This is a genomic window from Achromobacter sp. JD-1 (assembly GCF_038594925.1).
Lineage (GTDB): Bacteria > Pseudomonadota > Gammaproteobacteria > Burkholderiales > Burkholderiaceae_B > Achromobacter > Achromobacter spanius_C.
Genome location: NZ_JBCGCS010000005.1, coordinates 310,190 through 335,314, shown reverse-complemented (window position 1 = coordinate 335,314; position 25,125 = coordinate 310,190). Strand labels below are relative to the sequence as shown.

Below are 25,125 nucleotides of genomic sequence, written 5' to 3'. Positions count from 1 at the left end.
GGCTTCGCCTTCCTTCAGAACAGCAACGATCTGGCTCTCGGTAAATCTGCTTTTCTTCAAGGGAATCTCCAACTCAGCGAGGCTCCGAAATTCTACCGGGCGGTGTCTACCTGAAGGGGGAGCTTACGATTCCAGCGCAGTCGTACCCAGCCATGAAGAGGCAAGCCTCAAGGCTGCGAATGCCTGAAGGGGACGGGTTGGTCAGCAACTCGGACAGAAGCCATCCAAGTCGAACCTTGGCAGAGGCCCATTCCTTCGCTGTACGGATGGCGCGCTCCTTCGATTGTTTTTCCGAGGAATAGTGCAGAGTCGGTGGCTTGATACTTCCGGGATATCGCGCATGCACGCTGCGTCTTTGGCCGCCGCCACCGACCGCTGGGAAGACCAAGGCCGCCGAGAGCGGTTCCGCAGTTTGGCCGTCCTCACAGCGCCAAGTCTCAACGAGCGTCGCGATGGCCCCGGCGACGCGAGAGTCGTAAATGGGAAGCCCGTCGCCTGAGTTGAGCGCGTGAACTTTCGTCAGCATCGAATTCATCGCCAGGATCGCTGGCAGCTCGCCTGCTGGCTGAGCGACCGCCGTTTGCAACGCCAGATCAGACTTAACCGCATTCAGATAGCGAAGCAGGCTTGCTTGGGACCGCAGGAACGGCAGCGCGCCCACGTTTGAATTCCGGTCACCTCCCCATCGAACGATGTCCTCGCATGCCGCAAGAGCTTCCGCGTCGTTGCGTGCCATGATGATGCCATTGGACAGGTTCTCCAGCTTCGCTCGAGTCTCAGCGAAGCTCCCGCTCGTCATGCCAGTGGCTCGCCAGCTATACACCTGAGTTAGCCGAAAGAATGGGACCTTCTGGCGGACTGCAACGGGCACCTTCGACGACTTCGAGATAGCCAAATCGATGGAGGTGGTTGCCAGGGAACCGGGACCTACTGGCGCCAAGTGACCATCCTCATTGCAGTGAAGCTTACCTGCCCATGCGACAAATGCATGAGACGCTGCTTGAAATTGTTGTCTATTCACGAGCTCATCTTCTTTTCTTTTGCGTTTAGAAACCAACAGGGATTTCACGCGAGCGAGGAGCGGGCACCCGTGTGGCGAACATCCCCAATGGCCTGCAGCAGGCCGCCGATAAACTGGTGGATTAGCGCCAAGGTGATGGCGTCTTGCGTCTCGGTCGACGTCAGCATATCCGCTATCCGCCGTGGTTGAAACCGCAGTCCCGCTGCTATGCTTTGCCTCACTGGTCGCCACGCCGCAGCGCCGGGCCATGGCGGCAGCCCAACCGCAACTCAGGAGCATCGACATGAAGCTATCCAAACGCGCGTTATTGGCAGGGCTGGCGTTATCCGCGCTGGCGTCAGTGGCGCCCTCGGCCATGGCGCATCACGGTTGGTCTTGGGCGGAATCCGAACAGATGACCTTGCAAGGCACGGTCGAGCAGGTGCAGGTCGCGCCGCCCCATCCCAACTTGAGGGTGCGAGCCAGTGACGGTGTCTGGCTTGTGGAACTCGGCAATCCTACCCAGACGAAGGAAGCGGGATTCGTCGAAGGGTCCGCCAAGCCGGGCGACGCCATCACCGCCATTGGCAACCGTGACCAGGACGCCGGCAAGAAGCGCATGAAGGCCGTCCAGATCATGGTGGGCGGCAAGACCTACGACATCTATCCCAGCCGCATCAAGAAGCCCTGAGCCGCACGGCCTTCAGCCATGCCTGAACTGCTTCGGCTGGCGCTGGAACAGCTTACGACCCTGCCGCCAGCGCTGTGGCTGCGACGGTCCGGAACGCTGTACCTTCTGGTCAACGCCGCCCATATCGGCGCCATCGGCCTGTTGATCGGTTCAATCGTTCCGCTGGACCTGCGCCTGCTCGGCGTCCTCAAACCCACTTCCCTGGCGCTGCTGGCGCCTGTGTTGGCGCGCACGGCCGCGGTTGGGCTTGCGCTGGCCGTACTGACCGGCGCCACGCTGTTTACCGTGCGTCCGCAGGAATATCTTGAGAACCCGGCATTCGTGGTGAAGATGGGCTTGCTTGGCGCGGGTGCGATCAACGCGTGGCTCGTGCGCCGGGGCGGGGCGTGGGGGCAGGTATTGCAGGGAGATCGCCCGTCCGGCGCGCTGCGTTGCCAGGCCGCCGCCTCGCTGCTGCTGTGGACGGGCTGCCTGGTAGCGGGCAGATGGATCGGATTTCTGTAGGCCGCCGTTCGCTTGCATTGACCCGGTCAGGCGGCCGGTGGCGCCCCAGCGCTACTGTGCCGCACCGGTTGCCTTGGCCACATAGTTCGCAAGCGCCTCTACATCCCCATCGCTTAGCGCGTCAAAAGCCGGCATGACGCCGATGCCGTTGCGTACGGCCTGCATGACTCGCTGCGCGTCTGGCTTGAGCTCGTCCAGATTGGGTCCGATGGTCCCCTTGGCGCCCGCGTCGGCCATTGTGTGGCAAACGGCGCAGGCCGGCGTTGAACCCTTCAGGAACAGCGCGCGGCCAGCGTCGGCATTGGTCGGCTCCGCGGCGACGGTCAAACTGCCCGGTACGCACAACAGAGCCGCCGCCAACACGGGGAATACCCGCCACCCGGGAAGGTGGCGCGGTGTAGGGGGGGACACAACCCTGCTCGGCATCAATCCGCCATGTTCATGACACATCGACAGCCAAGCCGTGATCCTGCCAGCTACTGTTGATATACCCCCGTACATTTTCAAATCGCTTTTCCATCTGCACGTTGCCCGCTGTGTCTTCGACGCGGCTGACCAGCATGTGCTGTCCTGCGGGAAGATCGATGGGTAGCGCGAACTGTCGCCACGCGTATTTGCCAAGGTCCGGCCCGATAAGCGAAGCCTCTTTCCAGGTCTTGCCGCCGTCTATCGAGACCTCCACCCGCTTGACCGCATGCATGCCCCCAAATGCCACGCCGCGCACGACGGTGCGTCCCGCCTTCAGGGCCTGCCCATCCGTACCAGGCGCGGTGATCCAGGATTTGGGCTCCATGGCCCAAACGGAGGGCTGGTCAGGGCCGGATTTGGCGCCCATCGGAGTCAGCCGATAGCCGGTTTGCTGGATCTTCGCGCGACTCTGTTCGTCGGTAAAGGCCAAGCGCTTGATGTACTTGACGTTGTTGACGCCGGTATAGCCAGGAACGATCAGCCGCAGTGGCCCACCGTGAGCCAGCGACAGTGGCTCGTTGTTCATTTCCCAGGCGAGCATGGCATCTTGCATGGCTTCCCGCGGCACCGAACGCTCGACAAGCAAGGTCATGGGGTCGAGGCCTTCAGGCAAAACTTCACCGCCTGTGCCCGTCATGTAAGCGGGCTTGCCCTTCAGGCCACCCAGGTGTTCGACCAAGGTGCGCACCGGAATGCCTGACCACATGACGCAGCCGGCCGCGCCTACCTTCCAAGGCGTGCCGCTGGGCTTGTGCGGAAAAAATCCGCGGCCGTTGCCGGAGCATTGCAGCACCATGGCCAGCGTTTCCACGCCCAATGCCTTGAGTTCCCCCACGGTCAGGGTGCGCGGTTGCTCCACGCCGGCAATCTCGACGGTCCATGCATCGCGGTCATCCAGGACGGACGCGGCGGGCGGCGGAAGGTTGTTGCGTACGTAAAGTTGGCGTGATGGCGTGATGATCCCGTCACCAAAGGCACTGCGCTTGGTTTCGATCGTGTTGGCACTATGAACGATGACGCTGTCGGCGTCTTTCCATGCCGCGTAGGGGGGCAAGGGCTTGGCTGCGGGGGCGGCTTTGGTCGCGGTGGGGTTAGCGATTGCGTCTGCCGCACAGACGGCACCTGTGGCGCCCAGGCCAACGGCGGCAAGGGCGCCGGCGCTGCCGGCCAGCAGGCGCCGCCGGGCAAGGTTCGGGGGAAGTGTCTCCATGGCATGCCTCTCTGGTTGCCGCGCCTTTGAGAACCCGGCGCTGTGTTCTACCTATCGCGGCCCGGCGAAGCGGGGCCTTCTGCATCATCGACACTGCGTTTTTTCATGTCAAGGGGTTCTAAAGGACTATGGATTTCGTACTTTTTGGCATAAGTGTTTGGGAGGGCCAAGCTGGAGCGGCCCGTCAGCAACACGCCGGCGCACCATGCGGCAAGCCGCGGATGTCGGATTCTATTCGTGGAGCCCGCTCACGGCCGCCATTGAACGTGCTCAACGCGGTCGCGCCCGTTGTGCTTGGCTGCATATAGCTGTTGGTCCACGGCCTTGATGAAGTCGGCACGTTCCGCCTTTCCATCAAGCACCACCGTGCCCGCGCCGATGCTGACGGTGACGCGCCTGCCATGCGGCGACAGGGCGTGCAAAATGGATTTCTTCTGAAGCAGGCGCTGGCAGCGTTCAGCGACTTTTCGGGCGATCTCGGCGTCGGCCTCGGGCAGCAGCACAACGAATTCCTCGCCGCCATAACGCGCTACCAGATCGCGGGGGCCGTCCAGCGCCAAGCTTAACGTCTGGGCAATTTCCACCAAGCAGTTGTCGCCTTGGGTGTGGCCATACAAATCGTTGTATTGCTTGAAAAAATCCACGTCGAACAGCAGCACGGACAGGGGGCGTTGTTCGCTTTCCGCGCGCTCCCACTCCAATTCAAAACACCGATCGAAGCGACGGCGGTTGGCAATATTGGTCAGGCTGTCCTTGAAGGACAGTACCTCTAGTTCTTTTTGCAGGCTCAGCAGTTTTTCTTCGGTCTTCTTGCGTTCGGTGATGTCGAACATGAAGCCGATCAGCGAATCGACATCGCCGCTGTCATTGCGCACGACGTGCACCACGTCACGAATCCACACGTAGCCGTTGTCCTTGGTCAGCGCGCGGTAGTCCGCCTCGTGGTCCACGCCGGCCTGGGATTGGGTGACGCAGAAATTCACTACGTATTCGCGGTCCTCGGGATGCATGCGCATGGCCCAGTCTTCGGCGCTTACCCAGCTTTCCGTGCTCCAGCCCAGCAATGCCTCGATCTGCGGGCCGATGTAGGCAAACTTCATCGTGGCCCAATCGATCTTCCAAGGAATCGCCTTGGTCGACTCCAGCAAGGTCCTGTACACCGCGTTGTCATCCAAAGTCGGGCCTGCGTGGGACATGCCAAATCCTTTTTCGATCAATACGTTTCGCGCGACGTCGAAAAATACGTTCCGCCCTTGCCATCCGGCGTCAACGTCACCCGGAACGGAATCTGTTGATTGCACAGTTGCACAATCCATCGTTCATCGACACTTCCATACTGCCGGGAAGCGGCTGAACTGCCGGTGCCCACCGGATTGATCTTCACGACTTCGGTTTGAATCGCGTCGACCTTCTGGCAACTCAATTGTGTTTGGGCCTGCATGGAAATGTTCCGGGCGACGTCGGCTTTCAACGTTGCACCAGCGTGCGTGTTGCCGGTGATGGGTGCTTTGGTTTGCGGGGTGGCGCAAGCGGCAAGCATCGCGGCGGATGCGGCAGCGATAAAGACGCGCGAATGGCATTTCATGATGACTCCCTTGTTGGTCGGCAAAAGGTGTGCGGCGAAATTACGTTGTCGCGTCGGGCGGTCGGACGGGGCGAGGATACCGTAGATTTTTTACCTGACATCGCGCTTTCCCCCTAGTGACTCCAAGTGCCTAAAAGTAGCCGGTCATCAAGGAGCTTTTTGCCATGAGCCCAGCCCTCTCCCCTATCGTTTCGGAATTCGAAACCGAAGAGCAAGCGGTCAGTTATGACCGCTGGTTTCGTGCGAAAGTGCAAGGCAGCCGGGACGACCCGCGCCCGAGCATTCCCCACGATGCCGCGATGGCGCGTATCCGTGAAAAATTGGCAAAAAAGCTGGCCGATCATGATGCAGCGCCAGCTACGCGGCGCAGTCGAGACCGTTAATAGCCGGTATCGCAACAGGACTACCTACGAAGCCCGAGCCGACCACATCGAGGTCATAGCCGTCATGCACGCCCGTCAGGAATACCCATAGTCACCACCTCGCCCCGCCGCCGGCATTCGATCAGATCGTAGAACCGATACCCCATTCCCCGCAGCGTCGCGACCGGCAGCTCGCGGTCGCAGGCTTGTTCGACCTTTCGGCGCAGGCGGCGCATCTGCGTATCCAGGCTGCGCCGGTCGTAGGTCCAGTAGTCCTTCCCAAGCGCTTCCACGATGGCCTTGCGGCTGGCGCCTTGGTCGTGCGCGGCCAGCGTGGCCAGGACGGTGTAGTCCTGGTGGGACAAGGGAATGGGCGACGCGCCGGGAGGCACCAGGCTGGGCGGCGAATCGCAGAGTTGCCATGGCAAGGGTTGCGGGGGCGCCGGCTTATCTTCCAAAGCGCTGTGCTGAACATGCCGTTCGGTGACGTCCCGTGCCACCGCAACGCGTATCTGCTTGTCCGGATACCAGCGCGCCGACCACATGATGTGGACGACGCGTCCGTCCTTGCGCACGTAACGGTTCTCGAAATCGTATTGCAGCTTGCCGCACATCAGCCGGTCGACCGCGGCCAGCGTTGCGGGCCGGTCGGCCTCATGAATCAGGTCCATGATCGGGCGCCCCACCATCTCTTCAGGCGTGTAGCCGAAAATCTGTTCGCAGGCGCCGGTCACGCTGAGGAAGACGCCCGACTCGGTCACGACACACACGGCGTCCAAGAGCATGGGCATCAGGTCGGCAGGCGGCGTGGCGGACATGAGGATTCGTGGTTGGTATTGGGGCACCGGTAGCGGCGTACCCGGGAGGGGTGCGGCGCCCAGTTTAACCAGACTTGGTTTTCCCGCGCAGCGTTTTTTTTCGATGTCGCGTCATCGGAAATCCAGCGTGTGCGCTCAGTTTTGCTCAGCTTCAGACGCGCGCAAATTTTTATACTCCTCGTCGCCGCGCCGGGATGCGTACGCCCGGCAGCCCCAAAACCTGGAAGCCAAGAATGAAGCTAACGCGCCTGTCACCCATGATTTCCCATTTGCCGTTGCGTCCGCTTTCCGCCGCGATCGCCATGGCGGTTGCTGCCCTGGGCGCGCCAGCCGCCGGTGCGGCAACCGTCACCTGGGTTGGCGGCGGAGGCGGAGGGTTCTGGGACGTTCCCGCGAACTGGGGCGGTGCCTTGCCCAGCATTGCTGACGATGTGTTTATCGAAGCCAACACGGTTCAGATTGACGGCGTGAGCGAAGCGGGCTCGTTGCTGGTGGGCGACACCGCAGCCGGCGCACTGGTGTTTCGGACGGGTGGAAGCCTGACTACCGGCAGCTTCGTGCTGGGCAATGGTGGCGGCTCAAGCGGGGCAGCGACGTTGGGCGGAGTTGGCGCCGGCAACGTCTGGAACTCCCTGAACGGCACGATCGCCAAGGGCGTCAACAGCACGGGGTTCGTGACGGTGACGGACCCGGGGAGCCGGCTCGAAGTGTTGTCTAACTTGTTTGTGGGTGAGCTTGGAACGGCTGCGCTGGCCATCAACAATGGCGGCGTGGTGCAGGTGGGTGTTTTGGCAGCGGGGCGTGGCGGGGACGGGTGGGGGGAGATCCAGGTGGCGGACGCAGGTTCAACCTTGCAGGCCGGCACCTTGCTGGTCGGCGGCGATGAGTTTGGGCCGGCCAGCACGAGCGCGCGCGGCACGGTGCGCGTACAGGCGGGCGCGTCGCTTATCGCCACCGAGATCAGCATTGCGGACTCGGCGCTTTCCACGGGTTCCGTCCAGGTCAGCGGCGCGGGATCGTCGCTGGATTCGGCACTGGCCGTAAAGGTGGGGCATCTTGGAGGCGGCGTGTTTGAACTCAGCGATGCGGGGCGCGTAACGAGCGGCGGCCTGGTGGCCGCCAATAAGGCGGGATCGACAGGCAGCGTTTCGCTGATGGGCGCCGGCTCGTCCTGGACCAGTTCGGGGCCTGTGGAAATCGGCAAAGAGGGCAGCGGCACGCTGCTGATAGCCGACGGCGCGACGCTCAGCGGCACCTCCGGCTTTGTTGGCGTCGGTGCGGGCAGCGTCAGCACGGCCTCGATTGGCGGGGCGGGGGCGTCGTGGATAAATAGCGGGATCTTTGTCGTTGGCGACGCCAATGGTACGCGGGGCGGCGTGGGTATCTCCAACGGCGGTCAGCTAAGCAGCCTGAACGGCACCTTGGGCAGGCGCGCCGGATCCTATGGCAACGTGACGATTTCGGGCGATGGGGCGAACTGGACGTCGACCGGCCCGGTGACCGTGGGCGATGCCGGCGAAGGACGCCTGCTGCTGATGTTTGGGGGGGCGCTGAACGCGAGTGAAGTGGTGATCGCGAACGCCGCCGGCTCCAAGGGCACGCTGGTCATGGGCACGCCGGCGGATTTTGGCGCGGCGCCCGTTGGTGTCTTGAACGCGCCGGTGCTGCGCTTTGGCGCGGGCGATGGAGAACTGCTGTTCAACTTCGTCGGCCCGGCCCTGACTTACGGCGGCAGCATTCAAGGCAATGGCCGCGTCAACATCCTGTCGGGCGACGTGATCCTGACCGGCAACAGCAGCAACACCGGCCTGACGACGGTGACGGGAAGCGCGCTGACGGTCAATGGCGCGCTGGCCGGGCCGGTCAGCGTGGGCGCGGGCGCCACGTTGGGCGGGTCGGGTTCGGTGGGATCGACCACGTTGGCTAGCGGGTCGGTGTTGAGCCCCGGCAATTCGATCGGCACGTTGACGGTCAATGGTGACCTGACCTTTGCGCCTGGGTCCACCTACCGCGTCGAAGCGGCGCCGGCATCGGCCGACAGCGATCGGGTCGTGGTGAACGGCATCGCACGCCTGGCGGGTTCGGTGCTGCACGTGGGGCCGGACGGCAACTTCACGCCCAACCTTAGCTACACCATTCTTAGCGCCAATTCGGTGCAGGGCAAGTTCGAGAGCGTGTCGTCGAACTATGCCTTCCTGGACCCCCAGCTGTACTACAGCGCGACGGACGTGAAACTGGGCTTGCTGCAGACGCGCACCTTTCCCACCGGCGCCAATACGCCCAACCAGCGCGCCGTGGCCGGCGCCCTGGAAGGCATGGCGGCCGACAGCGGGTTGCGCCAGTACGCGGCGACGCTGGCGGTGGGCCAGACTGAAGACGCCTTCGACAGTCTGTCGGGTGAAATACACGCCAGCGTGTCCAGCACGCTGCTTCAGGGCGCGGCACAGGTGCGCGAGAGGCCCTTGGCCAAGCTGCGCGCGAACCTTCAGGCGACGGCAAGGGCTGGGACGCCCACCGCCGCCGTGGGCGTATCGGATGCTCCGATGTCGACCGGTGCAATGCCCGCGTCCGGCGCGTTGCCGGCCTGGGCCGAGGTCGTGGGCAATTGGCAGACCATCGATTCAGACGGCAACGCCGCGCAAATCCGCCAGCACGTTGGCGGAATCTTCGTGGGTGCCGATCGTGCCGTGGGCGCGGGTTGGCGCGTCGGGGGCGCACTGGGCTACACCGACAGCAAGGCCCGTGTCGACGAACGGTCTTCACAGGCGGACGTGTCCAGCTACAGCGCGCTGGTCTATGGCGGAAAATCTTTTGCCGCCGGGCCCGGCGCCTGGCAATTCCTGGCGGGCGCGGGCTATACGTGGCACGACATCTCAACGCGTCGCTATGCCAACAGCCAAACCGCCGCATTGACGGCGGACTATGGCGCCAGCACCAGCCAGGTGTTCACGGAATTGTCCTACGCAAGGCAAGTGGGGGAACGCACGACGCTGGAGCCGTTTGTCGGCCTGGCCTGGAGCGATCTGCGCACGCGCGGCTTTGCCGAAAGTGGCGGCGACGCCGCGCTGTCGGGCGAGTCCGGCAGCGCGCAGCAAACCTATACAACGCTGGGTCTGCGCGCGGCGCAAGGCTTCGATGTTGCCAGTCGTCAGGGCAGGGTGTTCGGCACCTTGGGTTGGCGCCATGTGTTCGGCGACGTGAAGCCGGAATCAGTGCTGGCGTTTGACTCGGGGCAGTCGTTCACCGTCGCGGGCGCGCCGATCGGGCGCGATGCGGCGTTGGTGGAGTTGGGGGCCGAAGTGGAGATTGCGCGCACGGCGTCGGTGCGGCTAGGGTATGCCGGGCAATATGCCGACGACAGCCGCGAGCATACGCTTAGCGCGAATGTGCGCTGGCAGTTCTAAAGGCGCCTTCACTAAACGCGCCTTCAAGCCGTCCCGCGCGCCGGACGCTTTCTTTCCCAGTCCTGCACATGCCGCTCAATATGCTCGCGAATGAAGTCGGCAAGCACGCGCGTCGCCATCGACGGAAAGCGGTTGGGCGCGGTGAGCAGGTAGATGGCGTCGCCGACGCCTTCGGGCTCGAACTCGGGCAGCACTTCCAGCAGCTCCCGGTCGCGCAACTGCTTCCACACCGCGTAACGGGGCAGCAAGGCCACGCCAAGCCCCGCCAGGACCGCGTCCCGCAGGAACGGATAGTCGCCCGATTGCAGTCTGGGCGTCACGCGCAGGATCAGCGGGTCGCCGTGCTCCTGCTTCAAGCGCAGGTCAAAGCGGCGGCCCAGGGACTGCGGGGCAATCAGATCGCATCGCCCCAAGTGCTCTACCTTCTGCACCGGCTCGGTTTGCGCCAGGAATGCCGGCGAGGCGCACAGGCACCATTGGATGCCGCATACGCGGCGCGCCACGTGGTCCTCGGGCGGCGATGAGGTGATCTTCAGCGCCATGTCGACTTCGGCGGAGATCAGGTCTCCGATGCCATCGTTGATATGCACGCGCAGCGAAATATCGGGATGCGCGCGCGCGAATTCAAGCAGCACGGGCGCCAGGTACAGATGACCCAGGCCCGTCGGCAGCCGGATGCGCACGTCGCCCCTGACGGTTCCGTCCAGGCTGTCGATGGCGGCTTGCACGGCGCGCATCTCGTCCAACAGACGAATGCCGTGCTGATAGAGCAACTGGCCGGCCTGTGTCAGCTCGACGTGCCGGGTGGTGCGCCGGAAAAGCTGCGCGCCCAGGTCCAGCTCAAGCCGCTTGAGCCGATGTGACATGTTCGATCGCGTCATGCCGCAGCGCACGGCGGCGGCGCTCAGATTGCGTGATTCCACCATTGCCACGAAGAGTCTGACCAGGTTCAGGTCCGGCATATTGTCAATCATCATTCACCATTCAAGGAACAAGTTGATGGATTGTCCAATGATGCCGGCGAGTCTAGCATCGACCGCATTGTCCTTGCCTTTCTTGCACCTATGCCGACCACGCCGATCGACCCTTCTTCCGGCCCGCATTCAGCCCCGCGTTCATCCCCCTACGCGGGCCTGCGCGTGCTGGACCTTAGCCAGGGAATCGCGGGCCCCTATTGCGCCCAGATACTCTGGCAGCAAGGCGCGGACGTTGTGAAGGTGGAGCCCCCGGACGGCGATTGGGGCCGCCATGTCGGCGTCGTGCGGGCAGGGCAGAGCGCGCTGTCGATCGCCTACAACGTGGGCAAGCGCGGCGTATGCGTGGATGCCCGCCAGCCACGGGGCAAGGCCCTGCTGGCGCAGATGGCACAACAGGCCGACGTCCTGATCCAGAATTTCCGCCCCGGCGTGGCCGAACGCATGGGCGTGGGCTACGACAGTCTGGCCCAGCGCTGCCCGGGCCTTGTGTACGTGTCCATCAGCGGCTACGGGCCGGATGGCCCCAGCTCGAACGCACCCGCGTCGGACTCGGTGATGCAGGCCGACAGCGGGTTGATGTTCGCGAACCAGACGCCCGAGGGCGAGCCGCGCCGAATCGGTCTGCTGATGGCCGACATCGCCACGGCGCTGTATGCCGCGCAGGCCACCAGCGCCGCGCTGTATCAGCAGGCGCGCGAGGGCCGCGGCCAGCATGTGCAGTTGAGCCTGTTCCAGGCCTGCGCCGCATTGCAGGTCAACGACATCCTGGCGTTCGGCATGGCGGGCGCACGCGCCGCGGGCGCGGTGAGCGCGCCCAACGGCGTGTTCGGGACGGCAGACGCAAGCCTGTCGGTCCTGGCGCTGAACAACGACCAGTTCGCGCGGCTTTGCCGTGCGCTGGAACGCACCGACTGGCTGGCCGACCCGGCGCTATCCAGCAACGAGGGGCGCATGGCGCAACGCGAACGACTTCATCGCGAATTGGCCGCTCAACTTGCGACGCAGCCTGCCGCGCACTGGGTGGAGCGCTTCACGCGCGAAGACGTGTTGCATGCAAGGGTCAGAGACTACGACAGCTTGGCCGCTCACCCGCAGGCCGCGCATATCGGTCTGCTGGAGCCGCTGTCGCAGCCCGGCGGCGAACCCTTGCCGTTCGCGCGCGTGCCGGGCGCGGCTGCGCGCCGGCCGTTGCAAGCCGCGCCCGAGATCGGTCAGCATACGGTTGCCGTGCTGACGGAGTGGGGGGTAGCGCCTGCAGACATTCAGTCCATGCTGGACATGGGCGTGCTGCGCCAAGCGCCGTCTGCTCAAGGGGGGCACTGATGCGCGCGCTGATCTGCCAACGCCATGGTCCGGTTGAGGACGTCTTGCCGGGCGACATGCCGGACGCTCCGGCCCCTGGCCCCCACGACGTCACGGTTGCCGTGGAATTCGCAAGCGTCAGCCACGCGACCAAGCTGCTGATCGAAGGGCGCTATCAAAGCCGGCCACCCCTGCCATTCGCGCCTGGCACCGAAGCGGCCGGGCGCGTCATTGCTTGCGGGGCGGAAGTCACGCGCCTGAAGCCGGGCGACAAGGTGGTGGCGCTGTCGCGCTGGGGCTGCTACGCCGAACGCCTGACCTTGCCCGAGCACACCGTCTATCCCGTGCCCGACGACTTGCCGCTGCTGTCTGCCCTGCCCATTCCCATTTCCTACGGGACTGCCTGGTGCGCCTTGCTGTGGCGCGCCGCCATGCAGCCTGGCGACACGGTGCTGGTGTTGGGGGCCGGGTCTGGCGTCGGCTTGGCGGCGGTGGAGATTGCCTCGTCGCTGGGCGCCACGGTGCTGGCCTGCGCCAGCACGGATGCCAAGCGCCAGGCCGCGCTGGCCGCGGGCGCCGCGCATGCGTTCGCCGCTGACGAAAACATGGTGCAGGCGGTCAAGGCGGCAAGCGGTGGGCGCGGCGCCGACGTGGTGCTGGATGCCGTGGGCGGCGACGCGTTTGAGCGCAGCGTGCGGGCGGCGGCGGCCAATGCGCGGATGGTCTCGGTGGGCTTCGCCAGCGGCCGCGTTCCCGATGTGCCACTGAACCTGTTGCTGGTGAAGAACATTGCCCTGCATGGGTTTTTCTTCGGCCGCTACATCGGCTGGACGCCTGCTGACGAACGCATCGTCCACGCGCCCGCCATGCAGCGGACGATGTCCACTTTGTTTGACTGGGCCCGCAGCAAGCGGATCCGGCCAGCTGTAACGGCGGTCTATCCGATCACCGGTCTTGCCGCAGCACTCGCCGCCCTGGAAAGCCGACAAGTCGTCGGCAAGGTGGCGATCACAATAACGACGGAGACAAACCCATGCATGCCATCACCGCCCGACTCGCCCTTGGGGCGAGCTGCTCCCGCATAGTTCCACGCGCCAGGCAACTGGCCGCCGCCGCACTGGCCTTGGGCCTTGCCACCGGTCCATTGACCGCGCTGGCCGACGACGCTGCGTTTCCCTCCAAACCCATCACCATGGTCGTCCCCTATCCGCCGGGCGGCCCGACGGATATCGTGGCGCGCTTGGTGGCGGCGGAAATGTCCAAGACCATTGGCCAGAACATCGTCGTTGACAACAAGCCGGGCGCAAGCGGCATGATCGGCGCTGATCTCGTGGCGCGCGCCGCGCCGGATGGCTACACCTTCCTGGCCAACGCATCCCTGCACGTGATCAATCCGTATATCTACAAGTCGATGCGCTACGACGCCTTCAAGGATTTCGCGCCCATCACTCAGTTGGCGGACGTGCCCTTGGTGCTGGTGGTGCCACAAACCGGCAAGGCTCGTACCGTTCAGGAACTGATTGCGCAGGGCAAGAAGCAGCCGCTCAATTTCGGATCGGCCGGGTCTGCGTCGGCGCAGCAGCTTGCGGGAGAGTCCTTCAAGGTGCGCTCCGGTTTGCAGATGCAGCATGTGCCCTACAAGGGCAGCGCGCCGGCATTGACGGATCTGGTGGGCGGACAGATTCAGATGATGTTCGATTCGATGCCGTCGGCCATGCCGTTCATCAAGTCGGGAAAGCTGCGCGCGGTGGCGGTCACGACCGCGCGGCGGGTGGATGAACTTCCCGACGTGCCGACCATGGCGGAATCCGGCTTTCCGGGATTCGATATCAGCACCTGGTATGGCCTGTGGGCGCCCAAGGGCACGCCGCCAGAAATCGTGGCCAAGTTGGCCGACCATGCCGCGCGAGCACTCAAGCAGCCCAACGTCGTGACGCAGTACACGGCGCTGGGCGCCAAGCCGGTGGGTTCGGACCCGGCCACGTTCGCGCGCTTCAATGTGTCCGAGGGACAGAAGTGGGGCGACATCGTGAAGGCGGCGCAGATAACACCGCAATAACCGGGTCGTTTGATAGCCGTCCGTCACGATGGCTTATTTCGCTGGGCGGGCCGCCCAGCGGCATCAAGATGCTTGCTCCCATGCCGTTGCCGAAGCCTCGCAGCGCCGCTCCGGATTCGGGATGGGAAATCAGCCTAGTAGATTGTCCCGCACGTGCAGCAGGTGTCGCCGCACGGCTTCTTGCGCTCTCGCTGCGTCGCGATCATGCAGCGCCTCAACGATCTCTCGGTGCTCAAGTTGGTAGGCCTCCCGACGCTCGGGCGTCAGGCTTTTCCGCTTGAGCGCGCCCCATGTGGCCTGTGAGCGCGCCGCGGTCATCAGCGCGAACACTTTCTCGATAAAGAGATTGTGGGCCGCCTTTGCCATCAGTTCATGCAACTTGGCATCCCAGACTTCAAACGCTTCGAAGGTTGACGCGGCTTCGGCCTCATCACACGCATGTTGCATGGCCGCGAAGTCCGCGGGGGTGCCGTGCTGAACCACCAAGGCCGCGATGGCGGGTTCAAGCACCAGCCGCGCAGCCATCAGTTCGGCAGGACTGGTGGCCAGCACCTCGTTGCGTAGCAGGGTCTCGGTTTGCGCCAACGCCGACGTGGGACTGGCGTACGTGCCGCTGCCCACGCGTTGAGAGATCAGGCCTTCGCCCTTCAGTTCTGTCAGCGTCCTTCGAACGGTGGAACGGCTGATACCGAATTGTTCGCTCAATGTCCGTTCGGTAGGCAAACGATGCCCGGCGGGCCAGACGCCTGATGTCAGGTTCTCAATGATGACCGCCCGCATGGCGGAGGCTTTGTCCATGAAGGCTTCCTCTACGAATGATCGCGATCATACCAAATGAGTCCAATGAGAGAGAGTGGGGCGGAAGATTCCTACTTGCTATTTGGTTTATTTGGTCTATTATTCGACCAAATTGGTTCTGAAAATTCTTCAATTGGTTTGATTTGGTTTTATCTGTTTGGCGGATTTGGCCGCCTGGGGAGCAAGCATGAAGATCGCGGTATTTCGAATTGAAGGCGAGCGTCGGGTTGGAGTGGTTGCCGACGATGGCGGTAGCGTGACCGCCCTGGATTTTCCCCGCGAGCTCGCGGCGCTAGGCGCGTTGGCTGCTGTGGATCTGTTGGCCGAAGGCAAGGCATTGCCGGCCACGGTTGGCAACGCCTATCGATGGGATCAGGTGGAACACGAAGCGCCATTTCCCGCGCAGCGGCGCAACCTCTTTTGTGTTGGGCGCAACTATCACGCGCATGCGAAAGAACTGCGCGATTCGGTGTTCAAGGACAACGACGCCAATCCGGAATCCTGGCCCATCGTCTTTACCAAGGTGCCGCAGACGGTTGTCGGGCCTTGGGCCAACGTTCACTTGCCCGTAGGCATTTCCGACAAGATCGACTACGAAGCCGAACTGGCGGTGGTGATCGGCAAGGGGGGCAGCAATATCTCGCGCGCCGAAGCCATGAGCCATGTGATCGGCTACACGGTGGTCAACGATGTCACGGCGCGCGATGTGCAGATGCGCCATCAGCAGTGGGACTTGGGCAAGTCCTTTGACACCTTCTGCCCGATGGGCCCCTGGCTGGTGACGGCCGACGAGCTTGACGGGAGCAAGACCCGGGTGCGCTGCTGGGTCAATGGCGAACTTCGTCAGGAAGGCAGCACCGAAGACCTGATCTTCGATATCCCCACGTTGATCGAAACGTGCTCGCGCGGCATCACGCTGTATCCGGGGGACATCATCGCGACCGGCACCCCGGCGGGCGTGGGGCAGGGGCTCAATCCGCCGCAATACCTCACGAGCGGTGACACGGTCCGGGTCGAGATCGATGGCATCGGGAAGATCGAAAACCGTTTCGTCTGAAGGACCGCGCCGGCGGAGTAGCGGCGCGTTGCAGGACACAAAACCATAACGGAGTGAGACATGAATCTGCGCTGCAAGAGGGTGGCTGCGGCTGCCTTGCTATGGCTGGGTGCCGTCTCGGCGATGGCGGCGGACTACCCCGACCGCCCCATCACGATGGTGGTGCCTTTCCCGCCCGGCGGCGTCGCCGACACCATCGCACGGCCGTTGGCTCAGGCGGTCGGTGCCAAACTGGGCCGACCTATCGTTATTGAAAATAAGGGCGGCGCAGGCGGCGCCATCGGCATCGGTCAGGCCGGGCGAGCCAAACCGGATGGCTACACGTTGCTGATGAGCCTGTCGGCGATTTCCATCTTGCCCGCGGCGGATCGCCTTCTGGAACGCAAACCGGCCTATGAACTGGAGCAGTTCGTGCCCATCGCGCGGGTCACGGCGGATCCCACTGTGCTGGTGGTGCGCGCGGATGCGCCGTATAAGACTTTGCAGGAATTTGTCGCCGCGGCCAAAAGCCAGGCCGGCAAGCTCAGCTTTGGATCCTCGGGCATCTACGGCACGATGCATGTGCCGATGGAAATGCTGCAAGACGCTGCCGGGATCAAGATGATGCATGTGCCGTTCACGGGCGCCGGTCCGGCAGTTCAAGCGTTGGTGGGCGGCCAGGTCGACGCGCTTGCTACCGGTCCCTCCAGCGTCATGCCATTGATCCAAGCAGGGCGCGTCAGGCCGCTGGCGCATTGGGGGGACGGCGCGCTCGATAGCCTGCCGCAAGTACCGTCTTTCAGATCCCAAGGCTACGACATCCGCTTCGTGCAATGGTCAGGGGTCTTCGCGCTGGCCGGGACGCCGCCAGCCGTTCTGGAAAGGCTGCGCCAGGCCATCAGGGACGTTGCCAATGATCCGGAATTTCGTTCGCGGATAGCCGCTACCGGCAGCCCTGTTCAGTATCTGGACGCCCCGGCCTTCGACGAATACTGGAAGGCGGACTCCGCTTCTCTGGAGCGGGCAGTGAACAGAATCGGGAAAGTCGACTGATGCTGTGGGACGGCTGATTCCGTCCATGCAATGGCATCGCAATCTCCGGCCTAGGCCGACTATCAAACGAGGTGAGTGCATGAGTTCCAAGATCATCAATGGCCTGTGGGTAGAAGATACCGGTAACGGCAAGGATGCCGTGCTGGCCATCCACGGGTTGGGCGGAAGCTCCAATTTTTGGGGGCCCGTGATGCCCGCATTTGGCGAACGTCGGGTGCTGCGGCCTGACCTCGCCGGGGCCGCGCGTAGTGCCGAAGCGCCCGACGGCTTGAGTGTCGACCTACACGTGGCGGCATTGATAGGCGTGCTGGACGATGCGGATCTGCAAAGTGTCGACGTCGTGGCTCATTCGATGGGCACCATCGTCGCCCAGCACTTGGCCGTGAGGTATCCCACCCGTGTGCGGTCTCTGGCGTTGTTCGGCCCGCTCACCGCGCCAGCCGATGCCGCTCGCGAGGCCACGCGCAAGCGCGCGGGATTGGCGCGCTCCGGAGTGGCTGCTATGCAGGAAATCGCGGACGCCATCTGCAAGGCCGCCACCAGCGCACAGACCAAGGCCGAACGCCCGGCTGCGCTTGCGCTGATCCGTGAATCCATCATGCGCCAGCCGCCGGAAGGCTATGCGCGCAACTGCGAAGCGTTGGCGGAGGCGGTCGCGGCCGAGGTCGAATCGCTGAATATCCCGGCGTTGCTGGTCACGGGCGACGAAGATGGGGTCGGTACGCCCGCAGGCACGGCCGCGCTTGCCGAGCGCCTGAGAACACGCAACACCTTTGTGCTGGAAGGTTGCGGGCATTGGACGACCTATGAAAAGCCGCTCGAATGCCTGCGCATCCTTACCGATTTCTATAAGCCCTGAAAGCGGGTAGCCCGAGGAGACAAGACATGACAAGAATCGCCATAACCAATGTGACACTGTTCGATGGCTCAGGCGCCGATCCTTACCCGGGGGAAGTGCTGGTAGACGCGAACCGCATCGTTTCGTTGGCCCGTCAAGGCGAATACCTGGATACCGGCGATGCGCGCATCATCGACGGCCACGGCGCGTTCCTGATGCCTGGCATGACAGAAGCGCATACGCATTTTTCCTGGAACGACCAGCCCAGCCTGTCGGCAATCCAGTTCATGCCGCCCGAGGAACACATCCTGTGGTGCGTGCGCGTCGCCAAGCGCTATCTGGAAATGGGTTGGACCAGCGCATTGGGAGCCGCCACCGCAAAGCCTCGCCTGGATGTCGTCACCCGCAACGTCATCGAGGCGGGCGCATTTCCGGGGCCGCGCTATCTTGCGGGTAGCCAGGAAATCACCACTGCTGGCGGCTTGGGCGACAACACCCTGCCGCATCTACCCTACGAGGAGATGAACTTTGGCGCCGTTTGCAGCGGGCCCGAAGACATGCGTCGCATCGTCCGTATGTTCGTAAAGTACGGCGTTGATCATCTCAAGATCAATCTCTCTGGGGAATACATCGCGGGCATTCCTGCCGAAGCGAATCCATTTTCTCAAGAGGAAATAGCCATGCTCGCGGCCGAAGCCAAGCTTGCAGGCAAGCGGGTTGCGGCTCACGCGCGTTCCAATGAGTCCGTCAAGACCTGTGTGCAGCAGGGCTTTGAGCTGATTTTTCATGCCAGCTTCGCCGACGAAGAGGCTCTGGATATGCTGGAAGCCAACAAGGAAAAGCACTTTGTGGCGCCGGGCATCGGATGGCTGGTCAACACCCTCTACAACGCCTCGGAGTATGGGATAACCGAAGCCATCGCCACGAAGATGGGCTACAAGCGTGAGCTGGAGGTCGCTGCCGAGAACCTCTCGAAAATGCACAAGCGCGGCATCCGCATTCTGCCTGGTGGCGACTACGGATTTGCCTGGATGCCGCACGGCACCAACGCGCGTGACCTCGAGTACTTCGTCAAATACATTGGCATGACGCCCAAGGAAGCGCTGCTGGCGGCTACGCGGTTGGGCGGAGAGTTGATGATGCGGCCCGACGAGCTTGGGCAGCTCAAGGAAGGTTTTCTGGCTGACATGATCTTGGTTGATGGAGATCCATTGCAGAACCTGGCGGTTTTGCAGGATCCAACGAAGATCCTGATGGTGATGAAGGACGGCGAGATTATCAAGAACGCGCGCACGCTTTTGCCTCCGCGCGGGGTGATCCGTTCTATCTACGGTGGAAATCCGATGGTCGAGGTGGGGGCGAGGCGGGCGAGGTCCGTGGACCCGATGAACTCGCAGCAGATATAGGCCGGGATAGGCGGCGCGCGGCAATATGCTGCGTCCGCCGTCCCAACGGCGTCGAGCTCACTCGGTATTCCGCCTTCACTTGCACTGCGCCTGGGCATTGATAATACCGGCCGCTCAAGCCCGCCCGCGCCGAGGCAGCCAGCGCCAGAACACACCCGCCGCGACCAGGCCCAAGGTACCAACCCCAAACGATGCGCCGCCCAGCGACACCAGGGCGGTCAGTACCGATAGCGCCACCGGCCCGCCGCTTGCGCCCAGGTCGGCCATGAAGCGCCAGATGCCCAGGAACTGCGTGCGTGCGCCTGGGGGCGCGGCGTCCGCGCCCAGCGTCATCACGATGCCGGAGCCGATGCCGTTGCCAAAGCCCAGCAGCGCCGACACCAGGATGAAGCTCGTTACGCCGCTGGTCAGCGGGATGGCCATCAGGCTCAGCCCCATCAGCAGCGTGCACGGCAGCGCCACCCACAGGCGGCCGCGCTGGTCCATGACCTTGCCCGCCGGATAGAACACCGACATGTCGACCGCGGCGACCAGCCCGTAGACGAGTGACGTGGTGGCGGCGTCCAGGCCCAGATGGTCCGCCCACAGCGGAATCACCACCTGGCGTGATGCGCGCAGCGCGCTGATCAGCATCACGCCCACGCCCAGCGTGGCGTACACGCCGCGATGGTCGCGCGCGACTTCGCCTATGCGGGCGCGTGGGGCTCCCGGGCCTGTGTTACCCACGGGTTCGATGTCGGGCGCCTTGATGGCGATGAACCCCGCGCCGAACATGGCGCAGATGGCAATCCAGTAAGCGCCTTCAAGCCCCACGAAATGGATGAGCGCCGCACCCGCGAAGGGGCCGATGAAGGTGCCGATGCGCGTGGTGCCGCCCAGCGTGGACAGGGCGCGCGCCCGGTACGCCAGCGGCACGACCTCGATCATGTAGCTCTGGCGCGCCAGTTGGAAGACCGACTGCGCGCAGCCCTGCATCAGCATGGCCAGCGCCAGCACCCAGAGCGTGGGGACGGTGATGACGAGAGCCAGGCCGACCACGCTTAACAGGGCGGCGCCGGCCATGGCGCGTTTCTCGCCAAAGCGCTCGGTGATCAGCGCGGACGGAATATTGCAGAGCAGCGACCCTATCCCGATCAGGGCGGCGATCAGTCCGGCGGCGGCTACCGAGGCGCCTTGGTCACGCGCGGTGAGCGCGATGACGGGGAGGATGGCGCCGTTGCTGATGCCATAGAGCAGCGACGGGCCGAACGCCGGCACGGCGATCTGCCTGAGATTGAACGAATTAGGTTGCGACATGACGGGGCGATGAGAGCAAGGCCGCCTGCCGACCGCCACGCCCATGCGCGCGAGGCCGGTCCGGCGGCCATCGGCGCGGGATCCCGAGAGTGTAGCGGGACCGCCCCGCGCCCGGCTGTCGGCCGGCTGAAAGCAAAGCGTCCATTGCCCGCTCTTAAGTGCGCCGCGTCATGTCATGTGGGCGGGCGCACGCCCGGTGTTCAACCGTCAATCAGGTTTGGGCGCGTCCGCCTCATTGTCGTACTCGGCGATCAGGCGCAGGCATTTGACGAACAGGCCTCGGTATTCCTCGGGCAGGCGAGCCAGCAGCTGGTCTTCCACCACCACATCACGCGGCATCACTCTGCATAGCAGGTCCAGCCCGGCCGGCGCCACGTAAAGCTGATAGGCCCGGGCATCCGTCGGAGACGGTCGGCGTTCTATCAGCCCGCCGCCATGCATGCGTCTTACCATCTCGGCGACCGTGTTGCGGTCCATCGCCAAGCGTTCCGACAAGGAGTTCTGGCTAAGCCCCGGCTCTTGATAAAGCAGGACCAAGGCGGCTTTCTGCCTGGGCGTTACCCCTTCGCCCGAAAACGTCGTGGCGAAGATCTCCTCGGCCTTGAAGTGCGCGCGCCGCAAAAGATGCGACGGCACATCTTCAAGCCGGAAATTTCGCAGCAGGGCGTCGACTTCCGCCGCGGCGGTTGAGGACGAAACCGGGGAGGGGGCGGACTTGGATGGGGTGGGCTTGGAGGACGGTGAACGGGCCATTGTGATCAGAGGGTTCTACGGTAGATGGAGATATTAAGATGGGACCCTGCGTAGTTACAATAGCATGTATACGTACAAGATAAGAGGTTCCTCATAACGCGCATTTACCACGTTAAACGGATATTGATAGGGTAATTACTCGTTTCTTGGCTTGTTGCTCCGCCCTAATATAGTACGCATACGTCCCATAAAGCCCGTTCCGCTGGGTGCTGCGATGGGGATCGCGTTTCAACTGTCAATGAAGGAGCTTCACCATGAGCGAAGGAATGATTCTTTCCGGCTTCCTGGCGCCGCATCCCCCGCACCTGGTCTACGGCGAAAACCCGCCTCAGAACGAACCTCGGTCGGAAGGCGGCTGGGAACCGCTGCGCTGGGCGTATGAGCAGGCACGCGAGAGCATTGAACGCATGAAGCCCGACGTGCTGCTGGTGCATTCCCCGCATTGGATTACGCAGGTGGGGCACCACTTTCTGGGCGTGCCACGGCTTAGCGGGCGATCGGTCGACCCCATCTTTCCCAACATATTCCGCTATGACTTCGGCATGGACGTGGATGTTGAGCTGGCCGAGGCCTGCTGCGCAGAGGCCGCCAACCTTGGCCTGGTCAGCAAGATGATGCGCAATCCGAAGTTCCGGCCAGACTACGGAACGATCACCACGCTGCACATGATTCGGCCGCAATGGGACATTCCTGTTGTGGGCATCTCCGCCAACAACACGCCGTACTTCCTTAACACCAAGGAAGGCCAGGGCGAGATGGATCTGCTGGGCCGCGCCACGCGGGAAGCCATCCGCAAGACCGGACGCCGCGCCGTGCTGCTGGCCAGCAACACCTTGTCCCACTGGCATTTTCATGAAGAACCTGAGCTGCCCGAGGACATGACCAAGGAGCATCCCGAGCGTTACGACGGCTACAAGTGGGACGTGTGCATGATCAACCTGATGCGGCAAGGCCGCATGCAAGAAACCTTCCAGCTTCTGCCCCAGTTCATTGATGAAGCCTTCGCCGAAGTGAAGTCCGGCGCCTTCACCTGGATGCACGCCGCGATGGGCTATCCCGAACTTGCCGGCCGCTTGCATGGCTACGGCACCGTCATCGGCACCGGCAACGCGGTGATCGAATGGAACCTTCAGGAAGCGGGGCTTTCAAGCCTGAAGCCGGCAACCCAGCCAGCCTGATCGCGCGGCCTGGAAAGCAAAAAGGAAAAGGGGAAAAACCATGAGCATCGTGTCCGCGTTTCTTGTTCCCGGCAGCCCGCTGCCGCAACTGCGTCCCGACGTGGCGCCGTGGGGCCGCCTGCGAGACGCCTTGGCGCATGCCGGCAAATCGCTGGCCGAGTCCAAGCCTGATTGCGTGTTGGTCTATTCCACGCAATGGTTCGCCGTGCTGGACCAGTTGTGGATCACGCGGGCGCGCAGCACCGGACTGCATGTCGATGAGAACTGGCATGAGTTTGGCGAGCAGCCATTCGACATTTATTCGGATTCGGCCCTGGCGCATCGCTGCGTTCAAGCTTGCAACGAAGCGGGCATCAAGACGCGAGGCGTCGATTACGACCAGTTCCCGATCGACACGGGCACGATTACGGCGACCACCTTGATGCACTTCGGCTCAGCGGCGTTGCCAGTCGTCATCGCGGCAAACAATCTTTATCACAGCGCCGAGCAGACCGAGCAGTTGGGCGCCATCGCCGCATCCGCCTTGCAAGACAAGCGCGTTGCGGTGGTCGGAATCGGCGGCCTGTCCAACAGCATGTTCCGCGACAACATTGATCTTCAGGAAGACCACATTCTTTCGGAAGCCGACGACACGTGGAACCGGCGTGTGCTGGCCCTGATGGAAGGCGGCGATGTCGAAGCGTTGCGCGCGAGCCTGCCCGACTATGCCAGGCAAGCGCATCCGGACATGGGGCTGAAGCAATTCCATTGGCTGCTTGGCGCGATGGGCGGGAATTTCAAGCAGGCCATCGTGCATGAGTATGCACCGCTGTACGGCAGCGGCGGTGCTGTCGTGGAGTTCAAGCTCCAGTAGCGCCTATCAAAAGGGCCTGCCTGACGGGCCCGACCTTGCCAAGGAGCAGTCGTGTTCAAGCAGTACAGAAATTTCATCAATGGTCGGTTCGTCGACAGCGAAAAGCGGTTTGCCGGCATCAACCCGGCAACGGGCGTTCGCTTTGCCGACGTGCACGAGGCCAGCAAGGAAATGGTCGACGCGGCGATCACCGCGGGCCACCGAGCGGTGCGCGGCTGGGGCGCCACGTCGGTTGCCGACCGGGCCGACATGCTCTACCGCATCGCCGACGAAATCGATCGGCGTGCGGATGACTTCCTGGAAGCAGAGGTCAGCGATACGGGCAAACCGGTATCCCTGGCGTCCAAGCTGGATATCCCGCGCGGCGCGGCAAACTTTCGCATCTTTGCGGACATTCTGAAGACGGCCCCGCTGGAAACGTTTCGCACCGAGCTGGCTGACGGCGCCCACGCCATCAACTACGCCGTCAGAAAGCCCTTGGGCGTGGTCGGCATCATTTCGCCATGGAACCTGCCGCTGCTTCTGTTCAGTTGGAAAGTCGCGCCCGCGCTTGCGTGCGGCAACGCGGTGGTGGCCAAACCATCGGAAGAAACGCCAGGCACCGCCACGCTGCTTGCCGAGGTGATGCAGTCCGTGGGGTTGCCGGACGGCGTGTTCAATCTCGTGCACGGCTTTGGCCCGAATTCGGCTGGGGAATTCATTACCAAGCATCCGGACATCAGCGCCATCACCTTTACCGGCGAATCAAAGACGGGCACGGCCATCATGCACGCCGCCGCCGACGGCGTGAAGCCGGTGTCGTTCGAGCTGGGCGGAAAGAACGCGGCCATCATCTTTGCCGACTGCGATTTCGAGAAAACCGTGGAAGGAATGACGCGCGCGGCGTTCCTGAACAGCGGCCAGGTGTGCTTGTGCTCGGAACGCATTTTTGTTGAGCGCCCCATCTACGACCGCTTCGTGGCCGCGCTGGCTGAACGCGCAAAGCGCATCAAGCTAGGCGATCCCACCGATGCGGCTACAGACATGGGCCCCGTGATTTCAGCGGCGCATCGCGACAAGGTGCTTAGCTACTACGCGCTGGCGCGAGAAGAAGGGGCGCAGTTCATCGTGGGCGGCGGCACGCCCAGCTTTGGCAATGCGCTGGATGGCGGCTTCTGGGTTGAACCCACCTTGATCGCCGGCTTGGCCGATGACGCGCGCTGCGTGTCGGAAGAAATATTCGGCCCCATCGGCCACATCACGCCCTTTGACTCTGAAGCGGAAGTCATCCGCCGCGCCAATGCCACGCCGTATGGCCTGGCGGCGACGATCTGGACCAGCAACGTGAACAAGGCGCACCGTGTTGCGCAGTCCATGAACGTTGGCATTGCCTGGGTCAACGCCTGGTTCCTGCGCGATCTGCGCACGCCGTTTGGCGGTAGCGGCCTGTCTGGTATCGGCCGCGAGGGCGGGCTGCACTCGCTGAACTTCTACTCCGAACTCACCAACGTTTGCATCCACGTGGATGCGCCGGACGCCGTCACTGACTGAGAAA

At 63.4% G+C, this 25,125-nt stretch carries 25 protein-coding genes; 14 read left to right on the top strand and 11 right to left on the bottom strand.

All coding sequences use genetic code 11. From position 1 onward, the window contains the following. Nucleotides 1-106: 106 nt before the first annotated feature. Both WBR68_RS11170 and WBR68_RS11165 read right to left on the bottom strand, forming a co-directional pair. Nucleotides 107-736 (bottom strand): hypothetical protein, encoded by a 630-nt coding sequence (locus WBR68_RS11170; RefSeq protein ID WP_230694216.1) that lies wholly within the window; start codon nucleotides 734-736, stop codon nucleotides 107-109. Between the two features lie 329 nt (nucleotides 737-1,065). Further along, nucleotides 1,066-1,188: a hypothetical protein gene (locus WBR68_RS11165; RefSeq protein ID WP_255695988.1), complete on the bottom strand. Its 123-nt coding sequence runs from the start codon at nucleotides 1,186-1,188 to the stop codon at nucleotides 1,066-1,068. Between the two features lie 116 nt (nucleotides 1,189-1,304). On the opposite strand from WBR68_RS11165, the gene WBR68_RS11160 reads away from it, so the two are divergent. Both WBR68_RS11160 and WBR68_RS11155 read left to right on the top strand, forming a co-directional pair. After that, on the top strand, nucleotides 1,305-1,691 hold the full coding sequence (locus WBR68_RS11160; RefSeq protein WP_230694215.1) for a DUF6152 family protein: 387 nt from the start codon (nucleotides 1,305-1,307) through the stop codon (nucleotides 1,689-1,691). 18 nt (nucleotides 1,692-1,709) lie between these two features. Next, a complete protein-coding gene (locus tag WBR68_RS11155) occupies nucleotides 1,710-2,195 on the top strand; it encodes a DUF6644 family protein (RefSeq protein ID WP_127185721.1) in 486 nt (161 codons plus the stop codon). Between the two features lie 51 nt (nucleotides 2,196-2,246). Here WBR68_RS11155 and sorU read toward each other — a convergent pair whose 3' ends face one another. The 4 genes from sorU to WBR68_RS11135 all read right to left on the bottom strand — a co-directional run bounded on the left by sorU (nucleotide 2,247) and on the right by WBR68_RS11135 (nucleotide 5,458). Continuing rightward, nucleotides 2,247-2,606, bottom strand: a complete 360-nt coding sequence (sorU, locus tag WBR68_RS11150) for a SorU family sulfite dehydrogenase c-type cytochrome subunit (protein WP_370641216.1) — start codon at nucleotides 2,604-2,606, stop codon at nucleotides 2,247-2,249. A 28-nt stretch (nucleotides 2,607-2,634) separates the two neighbouring features. Beyond that, nucleotides 2,635-3,873, bottom strand: a complete 1,239-nt coding sequence (sorT, locus tag WBR68_RS11145; protein ID WP_230694213.1) for a SorT family sulfite dehydrogenase catalytic subunit — start codon at nucleotides 3,871-3,873, stop codon at nucleotides 2,635-2,637. Nucleotides 3,874-4,121: 248 nt separating this feature from the next. Then, nucleotides 4,122-5,069, bottom strand: coding sequence for a sensor domain-containing diguanylate cyclase (locus tag WBR68_RS11140; RefSeq protein ID WP_230694211.1), 948 nt, complete (start codon nucleotides 5,067-5,069; stop codon nucleotides 4,122-4,124). A 17-nt stretch (nucleotides 5,070-5,086) separates the two neighbouring features. Continuing rightward, the gene (locus WBR68_RS11135; RefSeq protein WP_050445541.1) at nucleotides 5,087-5,458 is read right to left on the bottom strand and encodes a hypothetical protein; all 372 of its coding nucleotides are present in this window, start codon (nucleotides 5,456-5,458) and stop codon (nucleotides 5,087-5,089) included. Between the two features lie 164 nt (nucleotides 5,459-5,622). Here WBR68_RS11135 and relB point away from each other — a divergent pair, with 164 nt between their 5' ends. Next, on the top strand, nucleotides 5,623-5,841 hold the full coding sequence (gene relB / locus WBR68_RS11130; RefSeq protein WP_083447262.1) for a type II toxin-antitoxin system RelB family antitoxin: 219 nt from the start codon (nucleotides 5,623-5,625) through the stop codon (nucleotides 5,839-5,841). A 62-nt stretch (nucleotides 5,842-5,903) separates the two neighbouring features. Here relB and WBR68_RS11125 read toward each other — a convergent pair whose 3' ends face one another. Continuing rightward, on the bottom strand, nucleotides 5,904-6,638 hold the full coding sequence (locus WBR68_RS11125) for a PAS domain S-box protein (protein WP_230694210.1): 735 nt from the start codon (nucleotides 6,636-6,638) through the stop codon (nucleotides 5,904-5,906). 233 nt (nucleotides 6,639-6,871) lie between these two features. On the opposite strand from WBR68_RS11125, the gene WBR68_RS11120 reads away from it, so the two are divergent. Then, nucleotides 6,872-10,042: an autotransporter outer membrane beta-barrel domain-containing protein gene (locus WBR68_RS11120; RefSeq protein WP_230694208.1), complete on the top strand. Its 3,171-nt coding sequence runs from the start codon at nucleotides 6,872-6,874 to the stop codon at nucleotides 10,040-10,042. 23 nt (nucleotides 10,043-10,065) lie between these two features. On the opposite strand, the gene WBR68_RS11115 is transcribed toward WBR68_RS11120, so the two are convergent. Further along, the gene (locus tag WBR68_RS11115) at nucleotides 10,066-11,016 is read right to left on the bottom strand and encodes a LysR family transcriptional regulator (RefSeq protein WP_230694225.1); all 951 of its coding nucleotides are present in this window, start codon (nucleotides 11,014-11,016) and stop codon (nucleotides 10,066-10,068) included. A gap of 90 nt (nucleotides 11,017-11,106) precedes the next feature. Here WBR68_RS11115 and WBR68_RS11110 point away from each other — a divergent pair, with 90 nt between their 5' ends. Genes WBR68_RS11110 through WBR68_RS11100 form a run of 3 tightly spaced genes read left to right on the top strand, consistent with a single transcriptional unit; the run spans nucleotide 11,107 to nucleotide 14,380 of the window. Next, nucleotides 11,107-12,342, top strand: coding sequence for a CaiB/BaiF CoA transferase family protein (locus tag WBR68_RS11110; protein ID WP_050445579.1), 1,236 nt, complete (start codon nucleotides 11,107-11,109; stop codon nucleotides 12,340-12,342). Further along, the gene (locus WBR68_RS11105; RefSeq protein WP_230694207.1) at nucleotides 12,342-13,406 is read left to right on the top strand and encodes an NADPH:quinone oxidoreductase family protein; all 1,065 of its coding nucleotides are present in this window, start codon (nucleotides 12,342-12,344) and stop codon (nucleotides 13,404-13,406) included. The genes WBR68_RS11110 and WBR68_RS11105 overlap by 1 nt, the downstream gene beginning before the upstream one ends. Next, nucleotides 13,355-14,380: a Bug family tripartite tricarboxylate transporter substrate binding protein gene (locus WBR68_RS11100; protein ID WP_230694205.1), complete on the top strand. Its 1,026-nt coding sequence runs from the start codon at nucleotides 13,355-13,357 to the stop codon at nucleotides 14,378-14,380. The genes WBR68_RS11105 and WBR68_RS11100 overlap by 52 nt, the downstream gene beginning before the upstream one ends. A 129-nt stretch (nucleotides 14,381-14,509) precedes the next feature. On the opposite strand, the gene WBR68_RS11095 is transcribed toward WBR68_RS11100, so the two are convergent. Further along, entirely contained in the window at nucleotides 14,510-15,178 is a 669-nt protein-coding gene (locus WBR68_RS11095) for a FadR/GntR family transcriptional regulator (RefSeq protein ID WP_050445535.1), read from the bottom strand. 187 nt (nucleotides 15,179-15,365) lie between these two features. Here WBR68_RS11095 and WBR68_RS11090 point away from each other — a divergent pair, with 187 nt between their 5' ends. From WBR68_RS11090 to WBR68_RS11075, 4 genes are all read left to right on the top strand, one after another. Then, nucleotides 15,366-16,235: a fumarylacetoacetate hydrolase family protein gene (locus tag WBR68_RS11090; protein WP_230694204.1), complete on the top strand. Its 870-nt coding sequence runs from the start codon at nucleotides 15,366-15,368 to the stop codon at nucleotides 16,233-16,235. Nucleotides 16,236-16,295: 60 nt separating this feature from the next. Next, nucleotides 16,296-17,267 (top strand): tripartite tricarboxylate transporter substrate binding protein, encoded by a 972-nt coding sequence (locus WBR68_RS11085; RefSeq protein ID WP_230694203.1) that lies wholly within the window; start codon nucleotides 16,296-16,298, stop codon nucleotides 17,265-17,267. Between the two features lie 79 nt (nucleotides 17,268-17,346). After that, on the top strand, nucleotides 17,347-18,126 hold the full coding sequence (locus tag WBR68_RS11080) for an alpha/beta fold hydrolase (RefSeq protein ID WP_230694202.1): 780 nt from the start codon (nucleotides 17,347-17,349) through the stop codon (nucleotides 18,124-18,126). 26 nt (nucleotides 18,127-18,152) lie between these two features. Further along, on the top strand, nucleotides 18,153-19,511 hold the full coding sequence (locus WBR68_RS11075) for a metal-dependent hydrolase family protein (RefSeq protein ID WP_230694201.1): 1,359 nt from the start codon (nucleotides 18,153-18,155) through the stop codon (nucleotides 19,509-19,511). Between the two features lie 114 nt (nucleotides 19,512-19,625). Here the strand turns inward: WBR68_RS11075 and WBR68_RS11070 are convergent, their stop codons facing one another. After that, nucleotides 19,626-20,807: an MFS transporter gene (locus WBR68_RS11070; RefSeq protein ID WP_050445530.1), complete on the bottom strand. Its 1,182-nt coding sequence runs from the start codon at nucleotides 20,805-20,807 to the stop codon at nucleotides 19,626-19,628. Between the two features lie 207 nt (nucleotides 20,808-21,014). After that, entirely contained in the window at nucleotides 21,015-21,560 is a 546-nt protein-coding gene (locus tag WBR68_RS11065) for a MarR family winged helix-turn-helix transcriptional regulator (protein ID WP_083447260.1), read from the bottom strand. A 254-nt stretch (nucleotides 21,561-21,814) separates the two neighbouring features. On the opposite strand from WBR68_RS11065, the gene WBR68_RS11060 reads away from it, so the two are divergent. The 3 genes from WBR68_RS11060 to WBR68_RS11050 are packed head-to-tail and all read left to right on the top strand — an operon-like array spanning nucleotide 21,815 to nucleotide 25,121. After that, nucleotides 21,815-22,738, top strand: a complete 924-nt coding sequence (locus tag WBR68_RS11060; RefSeq protein ID WP_230694200.1) for a DODA-type extradiol aromatic ring-opening family dioxygenase — start codon at nucleotides 21,815-21,817, stop codon at nucleotides 22,736-22,738. 40 nt (nucleotides 22,739-22,778) lie between these two features. Next, nucleotides 22,779-23,591 carry a DODA-type extradiol aromatic ring-opening family dioxygenase gene (locus WBR68_RS11055; RefSeq protein WP_230694199.1) on the top strand — a complete coding sequence of 271 codons (813 nt, stop codon included), beginning with the start codon at nucleotides 22,779-22,781 and terminating at the stop codon, nucleotides 23,589-23,591. 51 nt (nucleotides 23,592-23,642) lie between these two features. Further along, complete coding sequence (locus tag WBR68_RS11050; protein ID WP_127185708.1) at nucleotides 23,643-25,121, top strand: 2-hydroxymuconic semialdehyde dehydrogenase; 1,479 nt, start codon at nucleotides 23,643-23,645, stop codon at nucleotides 25,119-25,121. Nucleotides 25,122-25,125 lie beyond the last annotated feature (4 nt).